The organism is Cryobacterium sp. Y50, assembly GCF_002929805.1.
Taxonomy (GTDB): Bacteria; Actinomycetota; Actinomycetes; order Actinomycetales; family Microbacteriaceae; genus Cryobacterium.
Map to the genome: position 1 here is coordinate 1 of NZ_PJJM01000058.1, position 23,916 is coordinate 23,916.

The 23,916-nt window shown below is 61.7% G+C and carries 21 protein-coding genes and 2 tRNA genes; 19 read left to right on the forward strand and 4 right to left on the reverse strand.

The window, feature by feature from the left end; all coding sequences use genetic code 11:
• Window positions 1–287 precede the first annotated feature (287 nt).
• From dnaG to CXY73_RS02040, 10 genes are all read left to right on the forward strand, one after another.
• Window positions 288–2,153 (forward strand): DNA primase, encoded by a 1,866-nt coding sequence (gene dnaG / locus CXY73_RS01995; RefSeq protein WP_104176654.1) that lies wholly within the window; start codon window positions 288–290, stop codon window positions 2,151–2,153.
• 197 nt (window positions 2,154–2,350) lie between these two features.
• Window positions 2,351–3,988, forward strand: coding sequence for an ABC transporter substrate-binding protein (locus tag CXY73_RS02000; RefSeq protein ID WP_104134552.1), 1,638 nt, complete (start codon window positions 2,351–2,353; stop codon window positions 3,986–3,988).
• 115 nt (window positions 3,989–4,103) lie between these two features.
• Window positions 4,104–5,180, forward strand: a complete 1,077-nt coding sequence (locus CXY73_RS02005; RefSeq protein WP_369831197.1) for an ABC transporter permease — start codon at window positions 4,104–4,106, stop codon at window positions 5,178–5,180.
• 2 nt (window positions 5,181–5,182) lie between these two features.
• Entirely contained in the window at window positions 5,183–6,271 is a 1,089-nt protein-coding gene (locus tag CXY73_RS02010; protein WP_104134554.1) for an ABC transporter permease, read from the forward strand.
• Entirely contained in the window at window positions 6,271–7,968 is a 1,698-nt protein-coding gene (locus tag CXY73_RS02015) for an ABC transporter ATP-binding protein (protein ID WP_233198086.1), read from the forward strand. Before CXY73_RS02010 ends, CXY73_RS02015 begins: the two co-directional genes overlap by 1 nt.
• Window positions 7,969–7,973: 5 nt before the next feature.
• Window positions 7,974–8,903, forward strand: a complete 930-nt coding sequence (locus CXY73_RS02020) for an ATP-binding cassette domain-containing protein (protein ID WP_104176655.1) — start codon at window positions 7,974–7,976, stop codon at window positions 8,901–8,903.
• Between the two features lie 231 nt (window positions 8,904–9,134).
• Window positions 9,135–9,207: transfer RNA gene (locus tag CXY73_RS02025), tRNA-Asn, on the forward strand.
• Window positions 9,208–9,331: 124 nt separating this feature from the next.
• Window positions 9,332–10,207 carry a sensor histidine kinase gene (locus tag CXY73_RS02030; protein ID WP_104176656.1) on the forward strand — a complete coding sequence of 292 codons (876 nt, stop codon included), beginning with the start codon at window positions 9,332–9,334 and terminating at the stop codon, window positions 10,205–10,207.
• Window positions 10,208–10,216: 9 nt separating this feature from the next.
• Window positions 10,217–10,981, forward strand: coding sequence for an AzlC family ABC transporter permease (locus CXY73_RS02035; RefSeq protein WP_104176657.1), 765 nt, complete (start codon window positions 10,217–10,219; stop codon window positions 10,979–10,981).
• Complete coding sequence (locus CXY73_RS02040) at window positions 10,978–11,283, forward strand: AzlD domain-containing protein (protein WP_104134558.1); 306 nt, start codon at window positions 10,978–10,980, stop codon at window positions 11,281–11,283. Before CXY73_RS02035 ends, CXY73_RS02040 begins: the two co-directional genes overlap by 4 nt.
• Here the strand turns inward: CXY73_RS02040 and def are convergent.
• Complete coding sequence (gene def, locus CXY73_RS02045) at window positions 11,280–11,852, reverse strand: peptide deformylase (RefSeq protein ID WP_104134559.1); 573 nt, start codon at window positions 11,850–11,852, stop codon at window positions 11,280–11,282. The genes CXY73_RS02040 and def overlap by 4 nt on opposite strands.
• 40 nt (window positions 11,853–11,892) lie before the next feature.
• Between def and CXY73_RS02050 the strand changes: the two genes are divergently transcribed.
• The 6 genes from CXY73_RS02050 to CXY73_RS02075 all read left to right on the forward strand — a co-directional run bounded on the left by CXY73_RS02050 (window position 11,893) and on the right by CXY73_RS02075 (window position 18,277).
• On the forward strand, window positions 11,893–12,807 hold the full coding sequence (locus CXY73_RS02050; RefSeq protein ID WP_104176658.1) for a DMT family transporter: 915 nt from the start codon (window positions 11,893–11,895) through the stop codon (window positions 12,805–12,807).
• 150 nt (window positions 12,808–12,957) lie between these two features.
• Entirely contained in the window at window positions 12,958–14,238 is a 1,281-nt protein-coding gene (locus tag CXY73_RS02055) for a glycosyltransferase (protein ID WP_369831196.1), read from the forward strand.
• Window positions 14,239–14,276: 38 nt separating this feature from the next.
• A tRNA-Ile gene (locus CXY73_RS02060) sits at window positions 14,277–14,350 on the forward strand.
• A gap of 171 nt (window positions 14,351–14,521) precedes the next feature.
• A complete protein-coding gene (locus CXY73_RS02065; RefSeq protein WP_104176659.1) occupies window positions 14,522–14,758 on the forward strand; it encodes an AlpA family transcriptional regulator in 237 nt (78 codons plus the stop codon).
• 185 nt (window positions 14,759–14,943) lie between these two features.
• Window positions 14,944–15,945, forward strand: a complete 1,002-nt coding sequence (locus CXY73_RS02070) for a site-specific integrase (protein WP_104176660.1) — start codon at window positions 14,944–14,946, stop codon at window positions 15,943–15,945.
• Window positions 15,946–16,114: 169 nt separating this feature from the next.
• Window positions 16,115–18,277 (forward strand): DUF262 domain-containing protein, encoded by a 2,163-nt coding sequence (locus CXY73_RS02075; RefSeq protein WP_104176661.1) that lies wholly within the window; start codon window positions 16,115–16,117, stop codon window positions 18,275–18,277.
• A gap of 24 nt (window positions 18,278–18,301) precedes the next feature.
• Here CXY73_RS02075 and CXY73_RS02080 read toward each other — a convergent pair whose 3' ends face one another.
• Window positions 18,302–18,490 carry a hypothetical protein gene (locus CXY73_RS02080; RefSeq protein WP_104176662.1) on the reverse strand — a complete coding sequence of 63 codons (189 nt, stop codon included), beginning with the start codon at window positions 18,488–18,490 and terminating at the stop codon, window positions 18,302–18,304.
• Between the two features lie 177 nt (window positions 18,491–18,667).
• Window positions 18,668–19,552, reverse strand: coding sequence for an HIRAN domain-containing protein (locus CXY73_RS02085; RefSeq protein WP_104176663.1), 885 nt, complete (start codon window positions 19,550–19,552; stop codon window positions 18,668–18,670).
• A gap of 328 nt (window positions 19,553–19,880) precedes the next feature.
• Between CXY73_RS02085 and CXY73_RS02095 the strand changes: the two genes are divergently transcribed.
• On the forward strand, window positions 19,881–21,290 hold the full coding sequence (locus CXY73_RS02095; RefSeq protein ID WP_146071587.1) for a PD-(D/E)XK nuclease family protein: 1,410 nt from the start codon (window positions 19,881–19,883) through the stop codon (window positions 21,288–21,290).
• A gap of 95 nt (window positions 21,291–21,385) precedes the next feature.
• On the opposite strand, the gene CXY73_RS02100 is transcribed toward CXY73_RS02095, so the two are convergent.
• Complete coding sequence (locus CXY73_RS02100; RefSeq protein WP_104176666.1) at window positions 21,386–22,288, reverse strand: EamA family transporter; 903 nt, start codon at window positions 22,286–22,288, stop codon at window positions 21,386–21,388.
• A 44-nt stretch (window positions 22,289–22,332) separates the two neighbouring features.
• On the opposite strand from CXY73_RS02100, the gene CXY73_RS02105 reads away from it, so the two are divergent.
• Window positions 22,333–22,824, forward strand: coding sequence for a MarR family winged helix-turn-helix transcriptional regulator (locus CXY73_RS02105; RefSeq protein ID WP_104176667.1), 492 nt, complete (start codon window positions 22,333–22,335; stop codon window positions 22,822–22,824).
• A 211-nt stretch (window positions 22,825–23,035) separates the two neighbouring features.
• The gene (locus tag CXY73_RS02110; RefSeq protein ID WP_104176668.1) at window positions 23,036–23,257 is read left to right on the forward strand and encodes a hypothetical protein; all 222 of its coding nucleotides are present in this window, start codon (window positions 23,036–23,038) and stop codon (window positions 23,255–23,257) included.
• Window positions 23,258–23,916 lie beyond the last annotated feature (659 nt).

The following is a 23,916-nucleotide window of genomic DNA, read 5'->3' on the forward strand; positions in this document are numbered from 1 at the left end:
GAACAAATAGTCCCACCACAGACCAAGACACCACCACCGGGCCACACCGTGCCTCCGACCATCCCGACCAGCTCGACCAGCTCGACCAGCTCGACCAGCGTGATGGTGACGTTCCTAAAATTGCGCCTCGAACATCGCAATAATGACGATTTCGAGAGCGGCGGAAATGGTGGGGTTTCGAGCAGGTCGCGTCGTGGGTGTGCGGGCTCGACAGTGTGCCCGTGCTTCGCAGGAAGACAGTGTCGGCCGTGAGCGACTCTGTCGGTGCGCACCGATAGAATTAATTCATGGCTGGACTGATTCGACAAAGTGACATCGAAGAGGTCAAGGCCCGTACTAATATCGCGGACATCATCGGTGATTATGTCACCCTGAAGTCCGCCGGTGTCGGCTCGATGAAGGGACTTTGCCCCTTCCATGACGAACGTAGTCCCAGCTTTCACGTGCGCCCGCAGGTCGGCTTCTATCACTGCTTCGGCTGTGGCGAGAGCGGCGACGTGTATTCCTTTCTACAGAACATGGACCATGTCAGCTTCAGCGAGGCCGTTGAACGGCTCGCGGGTCGGGTCGGCCTCGACTTACACTACGAAGACGGCTCCGGAGCGGCCCCCGACCACGGCAATCGCGCCCGCCTGCTCGCGGCCAACCAGGCGGCATCCGATTTCTTCAGCGACCAGCTCGGCAGCGCGGGCGCTGAGGTCGGCCGGACGTTCCTGGGGCAGCGCGGATTTGACGCCAACGCGGCGACCCGGTTCGGCGTCGGGTTTGCGCCCAAGAGCTGGGACGAACTGACCAACCACCTGCGCGGTCGCGGATTCACCACCGAGGAACTCACCTTGTCCGGTCTGGTCTCGAGCGGCGATCGCGGCATCTATGATCGTTTTCGTGGCCGCCTGGTCTGGCCGATTCGCGACATCACCGGGCAGACCATTGGCTTCGGAGCGCGCAAGCTGCTCGACGACGACAAGGGCCCGAAATACCTCAACACCCCCGAGTCCCCGGTCTACCACAAAGCTCAGGTGCTCTACGGCCTCGACCTCGCCAAACGTGACATCTCCCGCAGTCACCAGGTCGTCGTGGTCGAGGGTTACACCGACGTAATGGCGTGCCACCTGGCCGGCATCACCACGGCCGTCGCTACCTGCGGCACCTCGTTCGGCGTCGACCACATCAAGGTGCTGCGCCGCGTGCTCGGCGATGATTCCGGCGTCGGTGAGGTCGTCTTCACCTTCGACCCTGACGCCGCCGGTCAGAAGGCCGCCATGCGCGCCTTCAGCGAGGAGCAGCGATTCTCCGCTCAGACCTATGTAGCGGTCGGCCCGGAAGGACTCGACCCCTGCGACCTGCGGTTGCAGCGCGGCGACGACGCAGTACGCCGCATGGTCGACTCGAAGAAGCCGATGTTCGAGTTCATGATTCGGCAGATTCTCTCCCAGTACAATCTCGACACCGTTGAAGGCCGAACGGCTGCCCTGCGTGCCGCGGCCCCTGTGGTCGGGGATATTCGCGACCCGGTGCTGCGCCCCGGCTACACCCGGGAACTCTCGCGCATGCTCGGCGTCGATATGGGCGAGGTTGCCAAGGCGGTCACCAACGCCCAGTCCGGATCGCGCTCCTCGGCGAGCGGCGGGCCGAACGCTCCCCGGCATGCCGGCGCGGTCGAAGTGCTGCCGGAGCGCCCGTTCTCGTTGGTCGAATTGCCCGGCGACCCGGTCACCCGACTTGAACGCGACGGCCTCATGGCCATGCTGCAGCGGCCAACGCTGATCGGCCGGGACATCCTCGACAGCGCGGTGCAGACGTCCTTTGTGAATAGCTCGCTCGCGGTGGTGCGCGACGCGATCGCCTCGAGCTTGCCGCACTTCGATGCACCCGACTGGCTCGATCGCGTTGTCGCTGAGGTTCCGGACACCCTGAAGAACCTTGTTCAGGAGCTCGCCATGGCCAATCTGCCCGAGCGCACTGAGAAGGACGTCACCCGCTACGTGCGCGAGATCACGATCGTGCTCATCGATAAAGACCTGCTGCGCCTCAAAGCCGAATTGCTTGGTCGACTGCAACGAGCGGATGCTGGCGATACCGAGATGTACCGCACCCTCCAGCGCGAACTAGTGCGCGTCGAGGCCGAGCGGCGGGCCCTCCGCGACGATTAGCGCATGCGCAACATTTGAGCATTTCCCCGCCAAACTGCAAGATATGAGTCGTGGATTGTTGCAGATATGTAAAGAAGCTGCGTCTGATCGTGGTCATGTGCGAATTCTGTGCTAATTCTTTTCTTACAGCAATGAACGGCTGTGCCTTTTTGGGGCGCTCCTGGTCATGAGACTTCTACAGGAAGAGGACGACGGATATGACATCCGCATTCACCACCGGCAAGCGTGCTCTCGCTGCCACAGCCGGCTTCGCGGTCGCAGCACTGGTTCTGTCCGGTTGCGCCTCGGGCGGGAGCACCACCCCCGATGCGGCAGGCGGTGGCCCGCTCCTCATCGGCACCACTGATAAGGTCACCACCCTTGACCCGGCTGGCTCGTACGACTCCGGATCGTTCTCGGTGCAGACGCAGGTTTTTCCGTTCCTCATGAACAGCGCCTATGGCACAGCGGATGTCGAGCCAGACATTGCGGTCAGCGCCGAGTTCACCTCCCCGACGGAGTACACCGTTGTGCTCAAGCCCGACCTCAAATGGGCCAATGGCAACGCCCTCACCGCATCTGACGTCAAGTTCAGCTTCGACCGCCAGCTCGTGATCGCGGCCGATACCGGCCCGTCGTCCCTGCTCTACAACCTCGACAGCACGGCTTCCGTGGATGACACCACGGTTGTCTTCACGCTCAAGGCCGGGAACGACCAGATCTTCCCACAAATTCTGTCCAGCCCCGCTGGAGTGATCGTGGATGAAGATTCCTTCTCCGCGACCGAGGTCACGTCAGACGATGACATCGTTGCAGCTGAGGCCTTCGCCGGCCAGTACGTGCTGACGAGCTACGGCTTCAACAATCTCCTCTCTTACAAGGCGTACGAGGGATACCAGGGTTTGCTCGGCGCACCCAAGACGGATGTCATCAACGTCAAGTACTACACCGACGCCTCGAACCTGAAGCTCGACGTGCAGGAAGGCAACATCGACGTCGCGTGGCGCAGCCTCTCCGCGACGGACATTGACGACCTGCGCGGCAACGACGCGGTCAAGGTCGTTGACGGCCCCGGTGGAGAAATTCGCTACATCACCTTCAACTTCAACACGCAGCCCTTCGGCACGACGACCGCTGAGGCCGACCCGGCCAAGGCCCTCGCCGTTCGTACAGCAGTTGCCGACGTTGTTGATCGCGCCGAGCTCGCCGATCAGGTCTACAAGGGTACCTACACACCGCTGTACTCTTATGTTCCTGCGGGCATGACCGGTGCCACCGAGTCGCTCAAGGGCCTCTACGGCGACGGCGAAGGCGGACCGGACGTTGAGAAGGCCGCTGCGGACCTCGCTGCTGCAGGCGTGACAACGCCGATCGCGCTGAACCTGCAGTACAACGCCGACCACTACGGCCCCGGCTCGAGCGACGAATACGCGCTGATCAAGGATCAGCTGGATGCCTCCGGCCTGTTCACCGTCAGCTTGCAGTCGACCGAGTGGGTCCAGTACTCCAAGGACCGCGTCGCCGACGTGTATCCCGCATACCAGCTCGGCTGGTTCCCGGACTACTCCGACGCTGACAACTACCTGGCCCCGTTCTTCGCCGAGGGAAACTTCCTCAAGAACCACTACGACGACGCCGACGTTACTGCCCTGATTCAGAAGCAGGCCGTCACCAATGACCCTTCAGAGCGCACCGCGCTCATCGAGGAAATCCAGGACAAGGTTGCGGCTGCACTCTCCACTGTGCCGCTGCTTCAGGGCGCCCAGGTCGCCATCACGGGTACTGATGTCACCGGAACCCAGGACACACTCGACGCGTCCTTCAAGTTCCGTTACGGCGCGCTGGCCAAGGGCTAGGCAGCACTTCGACTAGAGCCTTTTCTAGTTTGATCACCGGGGGTATCCAGCGATGCAATCGCTGGATACCCCCGTTTCTTTTTGCAATTGTGAGGTAGCGATGAGCACTGTGGCCATGAAGCCGCCAGCACCGGCGGCCGGGCGTCGTTCGAAGAAGAGAACCAGCCCGGGCGGTGGAATAGGCCGCTATCTTCTCATTCGGTTCCTACTCATCTTCCCCACCATTTTTATTCTGGTGTCGATGGTGTTCTGGCTGATGCGCACCACGGGAGACCCGATCACCGCTGCGCTCGGCGGAAAGCTCGGGCCGGACCAGCTCGCCGTACTCATCAGCGAGGCCGGCTACGACCGCCCCATCATCATCCAGTATTTCGAGTACCTCGGCCAGGTCTTCACCGGTAACTTTGGCACGACCATCAGCACCAGCCGCCCCGTATCCGAGGTTCTGCTCACCTACGGCTCCGCGACGGCCGAGCTCGTCTTCTACGCGCTCATCGTGGCGTTCATCGTCGGTATCCCGCTCGGAATGGTCGCCGCGTACTGGCGAGACAAGGCTCCGGACGCTTTTCTGCGCGTCTTCGCCATTCTGTGCTACGCCACCCCGGTGTTTTTCGCGGGACTCCTGCTCAAGCTCGTCTTCGCGGTTTGGCTCAAGGTCCTGCCGGTTGCCGGCCGCGCCACTGTCGGTTCCGAACTGGAGATGCAGTTTCTGCCCGACAAGACCGGCATCTACTTCATCGACGCGCTGAAGACGGGCAATCCTGCCCTCTTCGGCGACGTGCTGCTGCACGCCGTGCTTCCCGCGTTGGCCCTTGGGCTGCTCACCGCCGGCGTTTTCCTCCGGCTGGTGCGCACCAACGTCATCGGTACCCTTGGCACCGATTACGTGGATGCGGCCCGCTCGCGTGGGGTGAACGAGTTTCGGCTGGTCAGCAAGCACGCTTATCGTCCGGCGCTGATCCCCATCATCACCGTCATCGGATTGCAAATCGCCTTGCTGCTCGGTGGCGCCGTACTGACGGAGACCACCTTCGAGTGGAAGGGTCTGGGCTTCATGCTCATTGAATTCATCAAGGCCCGCGACTTCGTGGCCGTGCAGGGAATTGTGGCGCTCCTTGCCGTGATCGTGGCCCTGTCCAACTTCATCGTGGACATTATTGCCGCGCTCATCGACCCGAGAGTGCGGTACTGATCATGACAACGTTCACTGAAACCACGCACGCAGCCAAGGCTCCGCTGTGGACCCGACTGCCCGTCGTTCACCAGTTCCGTCAAAGCGTTGGCTTGCAACGGGGAATGCTCCTGATCGGCCTTGTTATTACCGGTATTTTCATCCTCACCGCCATTTTTGCCCCTCTGCTGGCGCCCTACGGCTTCAGTCAGCTGCGCGGCGACGGCGACCCCTTCGGTGCTCAGCAGGCACCGAGCGGTGAACACCTTCTGGGCACCACCGTCGGTGGCTACGACGTGCTGTCGCGGGTCATCTGGGGTTCGCAGACCGCGATTGCGGTCATGGTTATCGCCGTTGTGCTGTCGATTTTCGCCGGCGTAGCCCTCGGTCTTGTCTCCGGCTACTTCGGTGGGTGGCTCGACCGGGTACTTGTCGTAATCTGCGACGCCGTTTATGCCTTTCCGGCGCTGCTGCTGGCCATCGTGATGGGTATCGTCATTTCGGGTGGACGTTCCGGTCTGTGGGGCGGAATCTTCGCTGCGGCGATCTCCATCACCGTGGTTTTCATTCCGCAATACTTCCGCGTGATTCGCGCGGAGACCGTGCGCATCAAGGCCGAGGCTTACGTCGAGTCGGCGCGAGTGCTCGGGGCCAGCAGCGGACGCATCATGTTCCGTCATGTGTTGCGCAATGCCACGCGCACCCTTCCCCTCATCTTCACGCTCAACGCCTCCGAGGCGCTGCTCACCTTGGCTGGCCTTGGCTTCATTGGCTTCGGCATTGAACCCTCGTCGGCCGCCGAATGGGGCTACGACCTGAACAAGTCGCTCTCCGACGTCACGAGTGGTATCTGGTGGACCAGCCTGTTCCCCGGGCTCGCCATCGTGCTTGTAGTGCTGGGCATCACTCTGGTCGGCGAAAGCCTCAATGACCTTGCTGACCCGCGGCTGCGCAGCCGGCGTGCTCCAGGCAAGACCACCGGCGTCGTCGCCGCGACCAGCGTAGTTCCCGGCGGAACCCTGGCGGCCGGCCCGGGCGGCATCGAGGGGCTTGAGGCCGGTCTGTCGGCTCCCGACCCACATCCGAACGACGACCCATTCGAGGCCAAATAATGAACTCCCTGCCCGACGTCGTACGCATCGACAACCTCAATGTGACCTTTGCCACCGATGGGGGTGCGGTCAAAGCCGTCGACGGAGTAACGCTGCGCGTCGCTCCCGGCGAGATTCTCGCCATCGTGGGGGAGAGCGGCAGCGGCAAGACCGTCACCGCCAAAACCATCCTGGGCCTGCTCCCGGAAACGGCGACCGCCCACGGCGCGGTCATCCTGAGCAACAAGGACGGCTCCCAGTCCAACGATGTGCTCTCCGTCAGCAAGCAGAAGCTGCGTCAGCTACGGGGAACGGATGTTTCCATGGTGTTCCAGGAGCCGTCAACGGCTCTGAACCCGGTGTACACCGTCGGTTGGCAAATCGCCGAGGGGATCCGTGCCCACGGTGAGTTCAGCCGCAAGGAAGCCCGTGCGAAGGCGATCGAGATTCTCGGCCGGGTCGGCATCCCCGATCCCGAAAGCCGCGTCGACTACTACCCGCACCAGTTCTCCGGCGGCCAAAAGCAGCGCGTGGTCATTGCCATGGCGCTCGTGCTCGACCCTGGGCTGATCGTCGCCGACGAGCCAACGACTGCGCTCGACGTGACAGTGCAGGCCGAGATTCTCGACCTGCTGCGGCGCTGCCGCGACGATTTCGGTACCGCGATCGTGCTGATCACTCATAACATGGGCGTTGTCGCTGACCTCGCCGACCGCGTGGTCGTCATGTACGAGGGCAAGGTGGTTGAAGAGGCCCCCGCCCAGGAGCTGTTCTCCAACCCGCGGCACGACTACACCAAACGACTGCTCGGTTCGGTGCCTCGCGTTGGTCATGGCACCATCCGGGCTCAAGCCCGGGCCGCAGCGCGTCAGCCGGACTGGGCTGAGCAATCTCCGGTCGTCGTCGCCGATAACCTGAAGATCCAATACCCGGGCCGACTCGGCAAACCCGGCTTCACCGCTGTCGACGGAGTGAACTTTATCATCCGACCGGGCGAGGTACTGGGTCTGGTCGGCGAGAGCGGTTCCGGCAAGACCACCATCGGTCGCGCAATGGGCGGGCTCACGCGAGTTACCGGCGGCTCGCTGACGGTGCTCGGCCACGAAATGAACGGTTTTAGGGAACGCGCTTTCAAAAAGGTACGCAGCGAGATCGGATTCGTTTTCCAAGACCCGGCTTCGAGCTTCAACCCCTTGCTCACCATTGCCGAGTGCGTCGCCGAGCCGCTTGTCGTGCACGGGCGAGCAGCAAATACCCGCGCCGCGCGCAAGCGCGTGAACGAACTGCTCGAGGCGGTGCAATTGCCGCGCGCCTACGGCGATCGCTACCCGCACGAACTCAGCGGTGGCCAGCGTCAACGAGCAAGCCTCGCCAGGGGACTCGCGCTCGAGCCGAGCTTGCTCATCGCCGATGAGCCGACCAGCGCCCTCGACGTGTCCGTGCAGGCGAAGGTGCTCGAACTCTTCGCCGAGATCCAGGCGGAATTCGGGTTCGCGGCCTTGTTCATCAGCCACGACCTCGCTGTAGTCGACATTCTCGCTGACCGCATCGCCGTGCTGTACAAGGGAAAAGTGGTCGAGGAAGGCACCGGTTCCGAGGTGCTCGGGGCTCCGAAAGACCCATACACGCAGCGACTGCTCGCCTCGCTTCCGGTTCCCGATCCGGCCAGGCAGGCCTTGCGCCGGGATGAGCTCCGCCTTCTGCGTGCGGCAGGATAGACACTATGAAGCAAGGCGCGGCATCCGTTTCCCCGATCAATTCGAGTGATCTCACCATCGAATATCCGCCGCACGGGGCGAGCCCGGCGTTTGTCGCGGTGCACGGCTTCACCCTGAGCATCGCTCCGGGTGAGGTCGTGGGGTTGCTCGGCGAAAGTGGGTCCGGCAAGAGCACCCTGGCCCGGGTGCTCTCCGGTGCAGCGTTTGTCAGCGAGAGCACCGGCATCCGTCCCCAAATCACCGGCGGCGAAGCGACCGTGCTCGGCTTCGGCCTGCGCCGCATCAGCAAACGCAAGCTCGCGCGGCTCACGTTCGGCGTCGGCTTGCTAGCCCAGGACGCGGCTGACACCCTGCCGTCGACCATGACGGTCGCCGAGATTGTCGCCGAACCGGTACTTGAACGCGATCGACGCTACAACCGTCGTGCCCTCGGGGCACGGGCCGCCACCATGATCGATGCGGTGCGGTTGCCTCTGGCCGTTCTCGGTCAGTACCCGTATGAGCTCTCCAGCGGCCAGCGTCAGCGCGTGGCGCTGGCCCGCTCCCTCGTGTTCGGTCCGTCACTATTGATCGCTGACGAGCCCACAGCGGGCGTTGACGTCACGGTGCGGGGCGCCATCATCGACCTGATCAGCGAACTGCAACGGGAGCGTTCCTTTTCGGCGCTCGTGATCAGCCACGACCTGGCCGTGCTGAGGCAGGTCGCCAACCGCATCGGTGTCATGCATCAGGGTGTGCTGGTCGGCCTTGGCACCATCGAGGAGGTTTTTCAGGACCCGTGGCACCCCTATGTCAGGGGACTCGCCGCCGCTCTGCAACCCGACAAAGTCGAACCGAACGTTCAAGCCGCTGTTGACAGGGCTGGCGCGCCCGCGCTCGATGCCGCCGATGGTGCCGATAGCGACGATGAACCGGATGCCGCAGTCAGCTTCTGAGACCATTCCCCAGCCCTTCCAACCCGATTTCAGACCGGGGCAGTCGGTGCTCGCGCCGACACGCCCGACCGTACTTTAGCGCGTGAGACTGCACAATTGTTGTGCCGACCCGACTTTACGGGGCTGAACGGGTTCTGAACGCTTCGAATGGTGCCTGCGGAGGCGAACAGAACTCCTTGTGGTTTGGGCTCCGCGGGAAAACTTGGTAATGTAGCAACGCTGCTCAAGCATTCCTCGATAGCTCAATTGGCAGAGCAGCGCACTGTTAATGCGCAGGTTCTTGGTTCGAGTCCAAGTCGGGGAGCGAAAGGCCACTCAGGGCTCCACCCCGGGTGGCCTTTTTTGTCGGGACATTCCTGCCGACAAAAAAGGTCTACCTCAGTTTTCAACCTGCGTCACGGCTTCGGCACAAGAGACGGCGGTCAGTAGTGGAGTTCGCGCAACTTCTGGTACCGGCGCTCGGTGCACTGTGCGGTGCGCTGTTGGTGCTTTGGATAATCGGTCTGCTGCGTTCACGCCGGATCGTCTTTGACCGCAACGCCGCCGAGCGCGTGCGCATCGAGTTGGAACTGTCCCTCGCCGAGCAGCAGGGGCGTCTGGCCATCATTCGCGAGCTGCAGGACGGTGCCGTGCTCACCATTGCCCGCCTGATCACCCGGGCCGAAGGCGCGCGATATACCGCCGAAAGTGATCCATCCACGGCCGTACGTGCCGCCACCGCGCTCGTCGACGACGGCCGAGTAGCCCTCGCTGACATGCGCCGGGTGCTGACGATCGTGCGCGAAGGCGAAACCGTCGGTGCACTTCAACCCGGCCCGCAGTCCACCCGCGACCTGTTTCGGGTCATGCGCGATGCGGGCCTCGTGATTAGTTTCAGCGAATCTGGCGAGCGCTTCGCCCTCAAAGCGGGCGCTGAACTGGCCATTTTCCGCATCCTGCAGAGCGCCCTGTCGAACGCGCTCAAGCATGGTGGGGTCGGCACCGAGGCCCGCGTATCGTTCACCTGGACGCAGGACGGCCTGCAGCTGCTCGTCGATGATGACGGCATACGGGCCGCCGCCCGTCGCGACGGTAAGGAGACCGGCGAACAAGCGGCGCGTACCCCGTATTCGATCGAAGATGATCTCAAGGCCCTCAGCGAGAGCATTGCGGGCCCCGGTATCACCCAGATGCGGGAGCGCGCCCAGCTGTTCGGCGGCGTGTTCAATGCCGGAACCGTTCCCGGCCTGGGGTTCTCCGTGTCGGCCGTGTTCCCATCGCTGCGCTTTCACAACGGCGTGCACGGCGTCGACTTGTCCCGGTAGATCAGCGGCATGAGCGAAATTCTGGCCGAAAAGATTGGTGAACAGCATCAGCAACGATTGGCGACTCGTGAAGGCATCGCTGTGGGGCTTGCGACGGCCGCCTACGGAGTGTCCTTCGGCGCGCTCTCGATCGCCGCTGGGCTCGATATCTGGCAAACCTGCTTTATCAGCATTGTGATGTTCTCCGGCGGGTCCCAGTTCGCCCTGGTCGGTGTGCTCGCCGCCGGTGGTGTCGTGGCTGGCCCGGCTGCGATCGCGAGCGCGACCCTCCTCGGCGTGCGCAACGGCATCTACGGCATGCGTACCGCACCGATCGTCGGTAGCGGGCTCTGGAAACGGTTTGCTGCTGCCTGGATCACCATCGACGAATCGACCGCGGTAGCCCTGGCCCAGCCGACCCCGCATAGTCGGCGGGTCGGCTTTTGGGTCACCGGTCTCGCCGTTTTCATTGGCTGGAACATCACAACTCTGCTCGGCGCCCTGATTGGGGACGCTCTCGGCGACACTCGAGCCTACGGTCTTGATGCGGCTGCCGCAGCAGCCTTCGTCGGCCTGCTCTGGCCACGATTGAAGCGGATGCAGGCGGCCGCGGTGGCCGTCGCTGCTGCGGTCGTCGCCGCGACACTCACTCCAGTGCTCATACCGGGCTTGCCCGTGCTGATCGCTGCTCTCGTCGCGGTCGTAGTCGGCCTGTTCAACTGGCTGGGAACGCCCGGCGTACCGGGCGGAGCATCCACTCGCCGACCGAGCGATGGATCGGGGCGGGACTCTTGACGCTCTGGCAGATCATCATTGCCGCATCGATCGCCGTGCTCGCGCTGAAACTCGCGGGGTACCTGGTGCCCCCAGCCCTGCTGCACAAGCCGACGCCGGCCCGCATCGCCGACCTGTTGACTGTGGCGCTGCTGGCGGCGTTGATCGCGGTACAGACGCTCGGAAACGGTCAGGCGCTGGTCCTGGATGCCCGCATTCCGGCGGTTATTGTGGCGGCTGGTCTGTTTGCAATCAAGACGCCGTTCATCGTGGTGGTGCTCGTGGCAGCCCTGGTCGCCGCCGGGTTGCGCGCGCTGACCTAGCCTTCGAGGTTGTCGACGCCGGGAATCCAACTCAGGCCCGGAACGCCCCAGCTCTTCTTGCGCGCGACCTTGGCGGCCATCTTGGCGTAGACGTGCTCCAAACGGTCGACGTAGAGCGTACCGTCGAGGTGATCGAACTCGTGCTGGAAGATGCGGGCGAGCCAGCCATCCGCTCGAATCTCAAAAGGCTGTTGTTCCGCGTCGACAGCCCGCAGAATGGCCGATTCGGCTCGCTTGAGCGGAAAGCGTTCACCGGGGAACGATAGACAGCCCTCATCCTCGTCGACATCCTCATCGTCGACCGGTTTGGCAGAGACCGGAGTGATCCAGAGCTCCGGGTTGATCGCCACTCCACGCCAAGTCACTTCGTCGTCGTCCTGAAAGCTGTAAGTGAAGATTCGCAGCCCGACACCCACCTGCGTGGCGGCCAAGCCCACCCCCGGCGCAGCATCCATCGTCTCGAACATGTCTCGAACCAATTCGCGCAGATTGTCGTCGAAATCGACGACGGAAGCTGCGGGGGAGTGGAGAACGGGGTCACCAGAAATTACTATCGCGCGTACGGGCATTTCTCCAGAATATCGGGAAGCTTGTGGATAGGGTCATGAAGTGACTTCTGACCTAACCGATCTGGCGACTGAAATCGCTATTGATCCCAGGCAGGCCATCGGAATTCCGCTGGCCCTAGTCGGCGCGGTTTTTCTCTCCCTCGGTGCCCAGTTTCAACATCGTGGGGTCACCAAGGTCGAAGCGCACACCAATGAGGTCATGGGTGGGCTGACCGTTCGCCAGTTGACGCTGCTGCTTTCGAGACCTTCCTGGGTGTTCGGATCGCTCATGCTCGGCCTGGCGATCGTGTTTCAGCTCACGAGCCTCGCGTTTGCGCCCATCATCGTCGTGCAGCCGCTCGGTGCTGTTGCCCTCGTGATCACGGCAATTCTCAATGCCCGGGTCAGCCGGGTCAGCCTCAACCGAGCAAGCATCATAGCGATCTCGATGTGCGTGGGGGGTGTCGGGCTGTTTGTGACCGTTGCTGCGTTCACCGCCATAGACAAACCGGTCACCGATCGCAATTTGACCACGATTCTCGTCGTGCTCGCGGTCGTCCTGCTGGTCTTCGCCCTGGCGTTCGGTTTTCGACGTCACCGGTCGCAGGCAGTCTTCTATATTCTCGGTGCCGGAGTGCTGTACGGATTTGTCGCGACTCTCGCCAAGGTCGTCATCAACCGCACCCAGAACGGAAATTTCGAGTGGCTGACCTTGACTTGTGTGCTTGGGTTGCTGCTCGCCGCCGGGCTCGGGGCCTATTTCGTGCAGAACGCCTATGCCTCCGGGCCGCCGGATCTCGTCATCGCGGGGCTGACCGTCGTCGATCCCCTAGTTGCGGTGGGAATCGGCATCATTGTGCTCGGCGAAGCCAGTCAGGCACCACCGGCAGCGGCTGTCGCCTTCGTCGTGGCGGGCGCCATCGCCATTTGGGGTGTCTTTCTGCTCGCCCGGTATCATCCCCAGTTGGATCGCTGAAACGGGAAGAATTTTGGTGTTCTACGGTGCGGGCGCGTCTCTCGGTGCTCGGTTTAGAATAGGGTCGTGTACGCCGCGTCAACGACCGAGCGCGCCCGAGAATTTCTGCCGGACGATGTTCCTGGCCAACCAACGTAGGGACCACTCCACTTGTCAGATGTGACCGACTTGCAGAGCAGCCCGACTCCGGGTGTTACGCCACAGCGTGGCTCGAATGCTTCGGCGAAAAAACCGCCGATTCGGGTGCTCATCGCCGCGGACACGTTTGCTCCCGACGTCAACGGTGCTGCACGTTTCGCTGAGCGGCTCGCCGCTGGTCTGGTGGAACGGGGCCACGAGGTGCAGATCATGGCTCCCGCTGCATCACGCAAGCACGGCAGCTGGACAGAGATGCACGAGGGTCAGTCCATGGTGGTGCACCGCCTGCACAGCTGGCGCTGGTACCCGCACGACTGGCTGCGGTTCGCGCTGCCGTGGCTGATTCGCGGCCAGAGCCGTCGCATTCTCGATGCCTACCGTCCCGACGTCGTGCATTTTCAATCACACATCAACGTCGGGCGTGGCGTGTCGATCGAGGCGGCGAAGCGGGGAATTCGTTTGGTTGGTACGAACCATTTCATGCCCGAGAACATGGTGAAATTTTCCCTGGTTCCGTTGGGTTTTCAAGATCGCGTGATCATGGCAGCCTGGCGAGCGGCCCGGCGCACGTTCGGACGTGCCTCAGCGGTGACCACGCCCACCCGGCGGGCCGCACAGTTCCTGGAGAAGTACACCGGACTGACCGGTATCCACGCCATCTCCTGCGGCATTAACGCCGATAACTACTCGCCGAACTTTGATTCACGCACGGAGAACCGCATTCTGTTTGTGGGGCGGGTCACCGGCGAGAAGCAGATCGACGTGCTGCTGAAAGCCGTGGCAAAGTTAAATCCCGACCTCGATGTGCAGGTCGAAATTGTCGGCGGAGGAGACCAGAAACGCAACCTGGAGCACCTGGCTGACACCCTCGGCATCCGCTCACGGGTCACGTTTGCTGGCTACGTGACGGATGAGGAGCTGCGCGCGGCGTACTCGCGGGCGACGGTTTTCGCGATGCCGTCGATCGCTGAGCTGCAGAGCATTGCCACTATGGAGGCCATGGCCTCCGGATTGCCGATCGTCGCGGCTGATGCTATGGCGTTGCCACACCTCGTGCACGACCAGGCGAACGGGTACCTGTTCAAGCCGAGCGATGCGCAAGATCTCGCCGATAAACTCACCCTCGTGCTCACGGCGCCACCGGAGCAGCTGGAGGCGCTCAAACGTGAGTCGCTCAAGCTCATTGCCGCGCACGACATCAAGCGAACGTTGATCACATTCGAATGCCTGTATCGTGGGGAGCCGGTGAACAATTTGGTCACCAACGGGGCCTCGGCGCATCTGCCGGAATAGTCACGTAATTCTGGTGTGACTATTTGGTCGCGCTTTTTGGGGCGGTAGCTCAGCTGGTTAGAGCAGCGGACTCATAATCCGTCGGTCCCGGGTTCAAGTCCCGGCCGCCCTACTGTAAATTCGATCTGATCAGGGTTTCTTGTCTGTACCGAAAGGGCAAGACTTGATACACCCATTGTTTATCCATTGTTTATTCCAAAATTTCCGTCCTTCGGGGGTTCCCATAGAGAAGGTGCACGACCCGGTTCGAGTCATCTGGGATGACCTCGAACACCTACGGGTTATGGACACTGAAAAACTCTTGGGGCTCGGTCTCGAGCCCGTTTTGACGACAAGCGAGCTCGCCGAATATGTCGGCGTGCAGGTGCAGGCCATCTATGACCTGCGCACCGACGGTCGCGGACCCTCCGGCATTCGAGTCGGGCGAGAGATCCGCTACCGTGTATCCGATGTTCGGCGATGGCTCGACAGCCTGCACGAGCCTGAACCGGCTCTGGGCGATCTTGGGGGCGATCGCTAGTGGCAGGGCGACCACGCCTGCCGATCAGCACGTTCGGATCTATCACAACCGTCAAGCTTGGCCCAGGACGGTTCAGGGCGACGACAGTTTTCCGTGACTGGGACGGACAGTCTCGACAGGTCGGGGCGGCGCGTGAGAGCCGCAACGCGGCGCAGTCAGCGCTCAAAGTGGATCTGGCTGCACGCATGCGTTCTGGTGGCGTCGGCGACTCTCTCGATGCCAGCTCGCCCTTTCCTGTGCTCGCCGCGTCATGGATGGAGGACGTGATGCTCGATGTCGACCGGTCCCAAGGCACGAAAGACACTTACCAACGCGAACTGCGGGTACTGGTCTTGCCCTTCTTCGAGAACTTCACCATTCGCGAAGTGACCGTTGGCCGCATCGAGCTCTTCCTGAGGCAGCAGCGAGCGACGTCGTATACGCGAGCAAAGCACTCTCGCACGATTCTCGGAATGATCCTGGCGTTCGCGGTGCGGCGGGAGATCATTCCGCGCAATCCAATGAAGGAGACGTCGCGCATGAAGAAGCCTCCGCATACCCCGAAGGCCCTCACGCCGGACCAGATCGCTGCGATCCGCCTCGCAGCCAGCGAATGGCGCACGGAAGAGGGCCGGATGGGCCCGCGATCCGACGGCCAGGTGCGGGACATCATCGAGGTGATGCTCGGCACCGCCACGCGCATCGGAGAAGTGCTCGCCATCCGGCAGTGCGACGTCGATCTGGACGCCGACCCGCCGCGGGTGAATATCAGCGGCACACTCGTCGTGCACAACAAAGCCGGCGTTCACCGTCAGGAGCCTCCCAAGACCCACGAGTCGAACCGGGTCATTGGCATGCCGCCATTCGCGGTCGAGGTTATCCGCCAGCGCTTGGCACGGCTCGATCCGGATGAGACGGAGCACCTGCTGTTCTACTCAAGGGTGGGCACTCCACTCGCGCCATACAACGTCAGGCGCACATTTCGGGAGGTCCTCCGGAACGCCGGCCTCGAGGGCCTGAACATCACTCCGCACTCTTTTCGCCGCACCGGGGCGACGTTGCTCGCCAATGAGCTCGGCATGCAGGCGGCGGCCGATATGCTCGGACACACCTCCACGTCGACGACCAAGGCGCACTATGCCGAGCCCGACCGTACCGTGAAGTCGGAGCCGGCGGAGGTAATGCAGCGGCTGGCGCCACCAATTTAGCGCTCCGTCACCAACCCCAGTTCGCGACGGCTTTCAATTCTTTCGACAGTCGGCACCGGAGGACGGCAACAGCGGCATCCGTCGGAATTGATAGCCGGCGCATCTATCGTTGGATGTAGCGATGAGTTGTTTTAGCTCATTCTCAGTTCGATTCAAGGAATGAATTTCGATGCTCACGCAAGTCACTTCTCCCCAGCAAGTCTTCTTCGCGCCGCAGCGGTTGGTCGTTCCCCTATTCCAACGGCCCTATGTCTGGTCGCGGGAAGTTCAGTGGGAGCCACTGTGGAATGACGTGACTCGGTTGATCGACGTGATTGCGGAGGGTGACGGGCAGGCGACCCATTTTCTGGGCGCGGTCGTTTTGCAGGCGCAGGCAACAGCCCTGGGTGACTTGCCGCAGTACACCGTCATCGATGGACAGCAACGCCTGACGACCCTCCAGATCCTGCTGGACGCCCTACATGCCCAGCTGGAGTCGCGCGGGCTGGCTCACCTTGCTGCCCAAGTGCTCACGCTGGTTCAGAACCCGGAGTCATTTCGCCAGCACCCGGACGATCGTTTCAAGGTGTGGCCGACTAACCGCGATCGGCTAGCCTTCTCCGCAGCGATGTCGGCCACGGCTCCCATTGATCACTCGTCCTTGCCGGTCGGTCGGCTGGTGGACGCTCACCAGTACTTCTTTGAGGCGATCGGAGAGTGGTTGGACGTGGAACGGGCCACCGTTGAAAGACGTGCTGGATTGCTCGTGCCGGCGATTACGACGCGGCTTCAGATCGTGACGATCCAACTGCTCTCGCATGAAGATGCGCAGGAAATATTTGAAACGCTGAACGCTCGTGGTACTCCATTGACCGCCGCCGATCTGATCAAGAACTACCTCTTCCAGCGGCTGGAAAAGGATGCAGCAGCCACTGAAAGCGCCTACCAGGACTACTGGGCCGATTTCGAAACTCCATTTTGGGAGGCCGAGGTCGCTACTGGTCGCATCAAGTACGCCCGGAGCTCACTGTTCCTGACACAGTGGCTTACGGCCAAGACGCTGAAGGAAATCCCCGCGCGCGAGGTCTTTATGCAGTTCAAACGGTACGTCGGGGCTTCTGGAACGAACATTCTGACTCTTCTCCGTGCCCTGAGGTCAGCCGCCGATCGGTACCGTGCTTTTACAGAGGGTGCCGCTGTCCGTGACGGGGCGCTCAGTCGGCTGAACCTTTTTGTGTATCGAATGAGCACGCTCGACTCAGAGATCACGAAACCGCTCCTCATCTGGCTGGGTGAGCCGGAGCAGGCAGCTCTTGACGAACTCGAACGTGAGCGACTTTTGGACACCCTGGAAAGTTGGTTCGTGCGGCGTGCTCTCGTTCGAGCGCAGTCGCAGGGTACCAATCGCTTCATGTTGGACCTGCTCACGCATCTGGCTAAGCGCCCTGCGACAACGGCCATTGATGACGCTGCGCGAGAATACCTCGCGGTCCAGACTTCGAGCTTTGGGTATTGGCCGGATGATGCTGAGCTCCGAAGGGAGTTGGTTGACCTGCAAGCCTATAAGAAGTTTCGCAAGGGACGACTGCGAATGGTCCTCGAAGCAGTCGAAGACCAGCTTCGAGGCTTTCCTGGTGGGCGCTCCTTCTCCGTGTCGCCGGTATCGCGCGGGGTATGTACGATCGAGCACATCATGCCCCAAGAGTGGCGCTCAAACTGGAACGACCTAACCGAGGTTGAAGCCGAGAATCGGCGGGACAGCATTGTGCACACTCTCGGCAATCTCACTCTGGTGACGCAGAGCCTGAACGCACGGTTGTCGAACGCTGCGTGGATTGCCTCAAATGGCAAGCGCGCCGCACTGGTCCGGCATGACACACTCCTCCTCACGCGAGATGTGGTCCACACTGATGCCTGGTCCGATGCCGAGATACTTTCGCGCACCGACGATCTCGTTGAGGCTATAAGTGAAATTTGGTCCGTTCCCACAGGTCACCGGGGGATAAGTGATGAGGCCGTCGGACGTGCCCAATATCGCACGGAAGTGGTCGATCTCGTGCGCGCGGGTCTTTTGAACCCTGGGTCGATTCTGTATGCCAAGCCAGCAGCTCACCGTGGTGAAATCGCGACTGTAAATGAAGATGGAAGCCTGCTCATGAATGGAGTGATCTACGCGACCGTCAGTGGGGCGGCACGTCATCTCCAGGGCGGAGGGACAGTGGCCGGCTGGCACTTCTGGTGTGTCGATCCCGGATTTCAACGAACAATGGCCGATGTCCGAGCTGAACATGCTGGGGGCGTCGGTCTATCGCAAGCCTTCCCGAGGAAGGCGCGTCCTCGAGCCGACGTGTGAAGTGGCGGTGATGTGAAATCTAATTCAGACGCGGGGATCACTTTCGTTGCGGTTCCAGATTCCGCGGGCGCCCGGCTGTTTGTGGAACTGTCGACCTATGGTGCCGACCTCACAGAAGCTCGCCACGCCTTGGAACTCGCGCTGGCGGGGAGCGGCGGCGGCCATAATCACGATGATTTTAGCGCCGTCCAAAAATAGGACCAGTATCGGCATTTGTAGGCCATCGCGTCGTCAGCCCGAACCAGCTGAGAACCTTCGGCAGCGTCTGCCCCTGGCTTTGGCGTCGGTGAGAAACTCACCACTCAGATCAGGAGCGACCTGCTCGTATGGCTTTCAACCTGGCAGATAGGGAGACCGAACAGGCAAGCCTTCCAACGGGAGATGAATGACTCATGCGCTTTTTTCAGGGACTGGACTTAACCCGGCAAGCGCGTCTTTCCCGGAGACGTCCCGATAAAAGTACTCGGTGACCTCCACACGGTATTTGGAAATCGGCAGAAGGAGACTAACTTCATGACCCTTCTCAGCAGTCCAGCTAATCTCGCCGATTGCATAAGGGACCAGGCTGCAGGCTAAGGCAAGTTTTACTGGTGCCATGTATTCCATCGACTTGCCGATAGTTAGCCTACCGACCAGGTCATCACCCGCATATACGAAAATCACGACCTCACCAGCATGCCTCCCGGATGGCTGAGGCCCGATGCCGAGCCGAAACGTTTTCTGCACGACTTTTCGGCGTCCATGGAAACGTCTTAGCGCTGGCTGGTACTGCGCAACGCCCGTCACGACAGTCTCGCGCTCGGCGACAAGAACGACATCACCCCCTGTTGGCGCTGATCGAGGAAGGCACCAATCGGGGCTCTCAAGCCTTAGATAGAGGCGAAAACCCAGCTCCCCCTTGAACGGTCGCGCCCGCGTCACGCCGAACATACCGGACTCGGCCAGCGGGCTGAGAACTTCGAAGTACTTTCGAGCATCCTCGCGTGGCAAATAGCCAGCCTTCAGTTGTCTGCCCTCTGCGAGCACGTCGACTCGGACGGCCGTCTTATCGTGCGCATTCAACGGTTCCGGAACAAGCACCACCGCGAGCCGACCGTCAGGTCCAACTGAGCGCACGGCCTCGCTGATATTTTTTTGATAAAGGCTGCTGCCCGCTACTGATTGATCCTCGCTGATACCGTATAAGTTGAAGTAGCCAGCACCCAAGGGAGTCTCTTTAGCACAGTCGCAACTGTAGATCGTGGCAATGACTCGGGCTTTGGGAAGGGGCGACATGATTCTCCAAACGCATCAGTGACTGGCTGCCGACATTCCAGCAGAACGGCGGGTGGTTCAGTGTCGTTCGAATCTTCAAAGTTCGCAATGGCGTGCCTTGGTCGCTTCATGCGCGCCGTGGTGCGCCGTCCCGATCCGCGGCAACACTCCTACGACGTCGTTCTTCGAGAGGACCTCATGGCCGCACGAAAGCCGGTGCGCTTGCGGACGTCCGATGACGGCCCGCCTACTGAGCTGACCGTATTTTCCGGCGAGCGCCTCCCGACGACGTCCCCCACCGTCTCGTTGCAGGTAGCGGGAGGCGTCGCGCCACTGCTAGGTTGCGTTCGTGCAAGCACCTGACTCGATCCCCGCAGTCGCCGAGCCCACGGTGATCTTCGTGATCAACCGGGAATGGTTCCCCGAGGCAAACGCGAGAGCGACGTACGATGCGACCCGCATGTACTGGCGCGTGGGGGCGGACACTCGGCAACGCGCGGTCTACGCGCTCGGTGTCGCAGGCGGTGTTGTCCGAGGCGCATATCGACTCCAATCCTGGCATTCCGGTGACGAAGAGGGGCGGTGGGGCTTCGATGGAGTGCCTGCGCCAGAACTCGGCGCCGTAGGGACGAGCGTCGAACGGCTTGCACCGCCCAGGGGCGCGGCGAACCCTGTGCGTCGTTACCTCGACGGCATCCCAACGAGCGATGAGAAGCCGGTGCAGGCGATCGCCCGGGAACTGAACGTGGAGCCGCTCGCGCGGATCATGTACGGCCAACGCGAGTTGTTCCACAGCAACTTCCTCGCGTGGTTCTTCGACGCTCTGCCGAAGCTGGCCGATGCTGTGTTCCGCGATCTCACGACCGACGACGTCACAAGCTTAACCACAGTGCGGCACGTTGAACGAGAACGAGAGAACCTCGACCTTGTGCTCCATTGGCCGGACGCGGCGCCGTTGGTCATCGAGAACAAGGTGTTCTCGCTTCCCGAGCGAGCCCAGCTCGACGAATATCGCGGCATGACTGGGCGGTGGAAGGGTGAGCCCGCGCAGCTAATCCTGCTGAGCATGTCCCCACCGCGTGAGCCGGTCGAGGGCTGGACCTACCTGAGCTATCAGGAACTCGCTGAACGCATCGATCTCGCCCTCCCTGACAATGACGACAGCAGCTACGAGGTCGAAACGGTCAGACGATACTCGCGAGTCGTGAGGCTCCTGAGCGCGCTACTCGACACCACGGTCGTGCACTCCGTGGAGGAGTCTGCGTGGCTGGACAGTTCGCAACTCGCAGAGATCGACTCAACCCAAACCCGTACCGCGCTCCGAAAGCTCCGTGCGCGGCGGGTGCAGGCTGTGATCGCGGCGGAAGGCCCGGCGGTGGGAAGGACGGAGGCCGCCATCAGCCACGGCCAGCCTCTAGTCGGCTGGCGGCGTCAAGTTCGGGTTGGTGGCGTCGAAATCCAAGCGGGGTGGCAGTACCAGGAAGGACAGTTTCGGTTGTGTGTCGTGTTGCCACACCTCGAGGGTCGCTCCGGAGAGGACAGAGACGCTCGCGAGGAATTCGCCACATTGCACCCGGAGCTGTTCGATTTCGCGCCGCTCTACGAGGTCCTCACATCGCCGGCTGGGCAAGTCATGCCGCGCGACGGCTTCGGGCACTTCGCTCCGTCGTTCGTGTACCGCTACGTGAAAGCGCCGGACCAGACCGTCGAGCAGCTCGTCGCGGCGACCCACGCGATCAATGCCGCGCTTGAGGCGTGACGAGCTGCTCGCCGATTTTCTCCGCAAGCCGGACGGCGAGTGGGACACGCAAACGGTCGATCGGCGACTTTCATCCGTTCCCGTTTGGGGAACCCCTAACGGGCAGGCTCCTCGGTAAGTGTCTTTGAAGCACGGGCAGCTTGTGCGGGTTTGGAAATGATGGCGGCGGAGATTGAACCCAGGACGATGACGATCCCGGCTATCTGCATTGGGGTGAGGTTCTCGCTGGCGATTAGCCAGCCGAGGAGGATGGCTACGACGGGGCTGAGTAAGCCAAGGAAAGCCGTGGTGCTTGCGGCAAGCCGTGCGATTCCGCGAAACCACATGACGTAGGCGAACGCGGTGCCGATGACCGAGAGATAGGTGTACCCAATGATGTTCGGCGTTGTCAGCGGAGCGATGGGAAGGCCTTCGATCACGAGCATAAGGACCAGGAGGGAGAGGCCTCCTGCGATGAGCTGCCAGGCAGTGGTCGTGAGTGGGGGCGCTGGCTGCCCCCACTTCTTGGTGAGCACGATCCCGGATGCCATGGAGAGTGTTCCGCCGATAGCGGCTACGAGACCGATGGCATCGAGGCGGGCTTGGGCTTGGAGCACGATGAGGCACACGCCGAGTAGGCCGGTAGCGCCGGCGATGACCACCCGGCCTGTCAATCGCTCGTGGAGCACGCGGCTGGCAAGAAGGGCGATGACGAGTGGCTGAATCCCGCCCATGATTGCGGCCACACCGCCAGGGAGCCGGTAGGCCGCGATGAAGAGCAACGCAAAGAACGCTCCGATGTTGAGAATGCCAAGGACCCAGGATTTCCACCACCATGCGCCGCGTGGCAACCTTCGGCAGAGCATGAGTAGGAGGATTCCCGCAGGAAGTGCGCGCAACGTAGCCGCGAGCAGCGGTCGATCCTCCGGCAGCAGCATCGTGGTTGTCAGGTAGGTCGTGCCCCAAAGCGCCGGGGCCAAGGCTGTTGTCGCCAACAAGAAAGTTCGATTGCTAAGCACTTAGTCATTATACTTAAGTGCTTAGCAATTGGTACTATGACCCTATGCCGGACCATGTTGATCGAATCATTGAACAGTGGAATACAGAAAAGCCCGACCTTGATGTCTCACCCATGGCCGTCATCGGTCGAATTAGTCGCACCGCCCTCGTCGTGGAATCGCGACTGGCCAGTACGTTTGCCCAGCACGGTTTGGATGCTGCTTCCTTTGACGTGCTCGCGACCCTCCTGCGAAGCGGTGCCCCCTATCGGATCGCCCCGCTGGAGTTGGCTCGTGAGGCCATGATTTCAACAAGCGCAGTGGCCCAGCGACTGAACAAATTGGAGAGTCGGGGGTTTGTCGTGCGCCAAGCAAACCCCGACGACGGCCGTGGCACACTCGTCGCGCTCACCGATGTTGGAAGAGATCTCATCGAGACGGCATTGCCAGATCACCTCGAAACCGAGCGCGCCATCACCGCCGTCCTCAGCCTCGCGGAGCAGACATTGCTCGCGGAACTCCTGCAACGACTCAGCACCGCAGCCAGTATTCGATGATTTCCCCGTCCGGAAAAGCATTCTCCGACCACCACCGTGTCCTCGAGCCCCACTCACAGACGATGCAACCACGGTCAGTCCCGTTGGACGAACCCTCTACGGGACGCCAGATCTACGTGGTGGACGTGAAACTGCTTCTGTGGGCGCAGCGTTAGGTCTGTGATCCAGAGGAATTCGATGTTCCGAGGTTATGGAGCGTATTGCTACATGATTGAACCGCCGCGCTGGATCGGAGTCACGCTGGCCAACGCAGATCGGATTCGCAAGCGGCGGTATCGGCGGCATCGATGCGTTGGCATCCGCCGTCGATCAGTGTGCGTTCCCCGAGTGGTTGGTCGAGTTGGACGGTTACAGGGACGGCATTATTCCCTGGGCAATCAGCCGCGCCGCCGCCAAAGGGTTCAACGTCAATCCGGATCGTGATTTGTTCTGACTTGTACGTCACGACAGGGGATAAGGTCTCGCCGGTAACACCGGATGAGCAGCCGAGTCGGGTAACGACGACCTCGATATTAGTGCTGTCCCTACCCAAATTAGTGGGATTACTAATTCGCCAGGTCGCGGTCTCACCAATCTGGACAGCATCAGGCTGGTCTGCACCCTTCCCATTTTCGGGCCCGGTCTGCTGACATCCAGCCAGAAGTAACGCGACAGCGATCGCTCCGATTAACCGACCAGCAGTGCATTTCTGCTTCATGCACTCATGATCCACCAACCACGCCCAACAGCGCCACACTATTCGTGTATTGATACACGAACGTAGTCGAAGGCATTCGCAGTTACGCCCTGAATGTCGAACAAGGCAACCCAAGCAGTCGTGCCTAACTACACCAATTCAATCGCACGCGAACAACGGCGGGTAGGAATGTCATACGTCCGCACGTTCATGGCGCTGACTTCATAAAATGGAAGGGGCCCGACTCAGCCCGTAAGCCGAACCCCTGCGGGGCGAGCCGGGAGGGAGCCAGGGGACGTGCTTGGAGCGCTAACTTGCAAAACTCGAAGTGCGGTCGAGCCCCCGTAACGATCGCCTACCGTCTCCGTGCGGGGCTAGTCTTCGCCCATAGAATGTGACCATGAGTCCGAATCGAC

What these genes read in the sequence shown, in the direction of transcription:
- CXY73_RS02005 (WP_369831197.1), top strand. Translation starts at nt 4,104, where the DNA reads ATGAAGCCGCCAGCACCGGCGGCCGGGCGTCGTTCGAAGAAGAGAACC.
- CXY73_RS02080 (WP_104176662.1), bottom strand. Translation starts at nt 18,490, where the DNA reads ATGCCGATACTGGTCCTATTTTTGGACGGCGCTAAAATCATCGTGATT.
- CXY73_RS02070 (WP_104176660.1), top strand. Translation starts at nt 14,944, where the DNA reads ATGCGTTCTGGTGGCGTCGGCGACTCTCTCGATGCCAGCTCGCCCTTT.
- CXY73_RS02015 (WP_233198086.1), top strand. Translation starts at nt 6,271, where the DNA reads ATGAACTCCCTGCCCGACGTCGTACGCATCGACAACCTCAATGTGACC.
- CXY73_RS02105 (WP_104176667.1), top strand. Translation starts at nt 22,333, where the DNA reads ATGCCGGACCATGTTGATCGAATCATTGAACAGTGGAATACAGAAAAG.
- CXY73_RS02020 (WP_104176655.1), top strand. Translation starts at nt 7,974, where the DNA reads ATGAAGCAAGGCGCGGCATCCGTTTCCCCGATCAATTCGAGTGATCTC.
- dnaG (WP_104176654.1), top strand. Translation starts at nt 288, where the DNA reads ATGGCTGGACTGATTCGACAAAGTGACATCGAAGAGGTCAAGGCCCGT.
- def (WP_104134559.1), bottom strand. Translation starts at nt 11,852, where the DNA reads ATGCCCGTACGCGCGATAGTAATTTCTGGTGACCCCGTTCTCCACTCC.
- CXY73_RS02035 (WP_104176657.1), top strand. Translation starts at nt 10,217, where the DNA reads ATGAGCGAAATTCTGGCCGAAAAGATTGGTGAACAGCATCAGCAACGA.
- CXY73_RS02075 (WP_104176661.1), top strand. Translation starts at nt 16,115, where the DNA reads ATGCTCACGCAAGTCACTTCTCCCCAGCAAGTCTTCTTCGCGCCGCAG.
- CXY73_RS02000 (WP_104134552.1), top strand. Translation starts at nt 2,351, where the DNA reads ATGACATCCGCATTCACCACCGGCAAGCGTGCTCTCGCTGCCACAGCC.
- CXY73_RS02010 (WP_104134554.1), top strand. Translation starts at nt 5,183, where the DNA reads ATGACAACGTTCACTGAAACCACGCACGCAGCCAAGGCTCCGCTGTGG.
- CXY73_RS02065 (WP_104176659.1), top strand. Translation starts at nt 14,522, where the DNA reads ATGGACACTGAAAAACTCTTGGGGCTCGGTCTCGAGCCCGTTTTGACG.
- CXY73_RS02085 (WP_104176663.1), bottom strand. Translation starts at nt 19,552, where the DNA reads ATGTCGCCCCTTCCCAAAGCCCGAGTCATTGCCACGATCTACAGTTGC.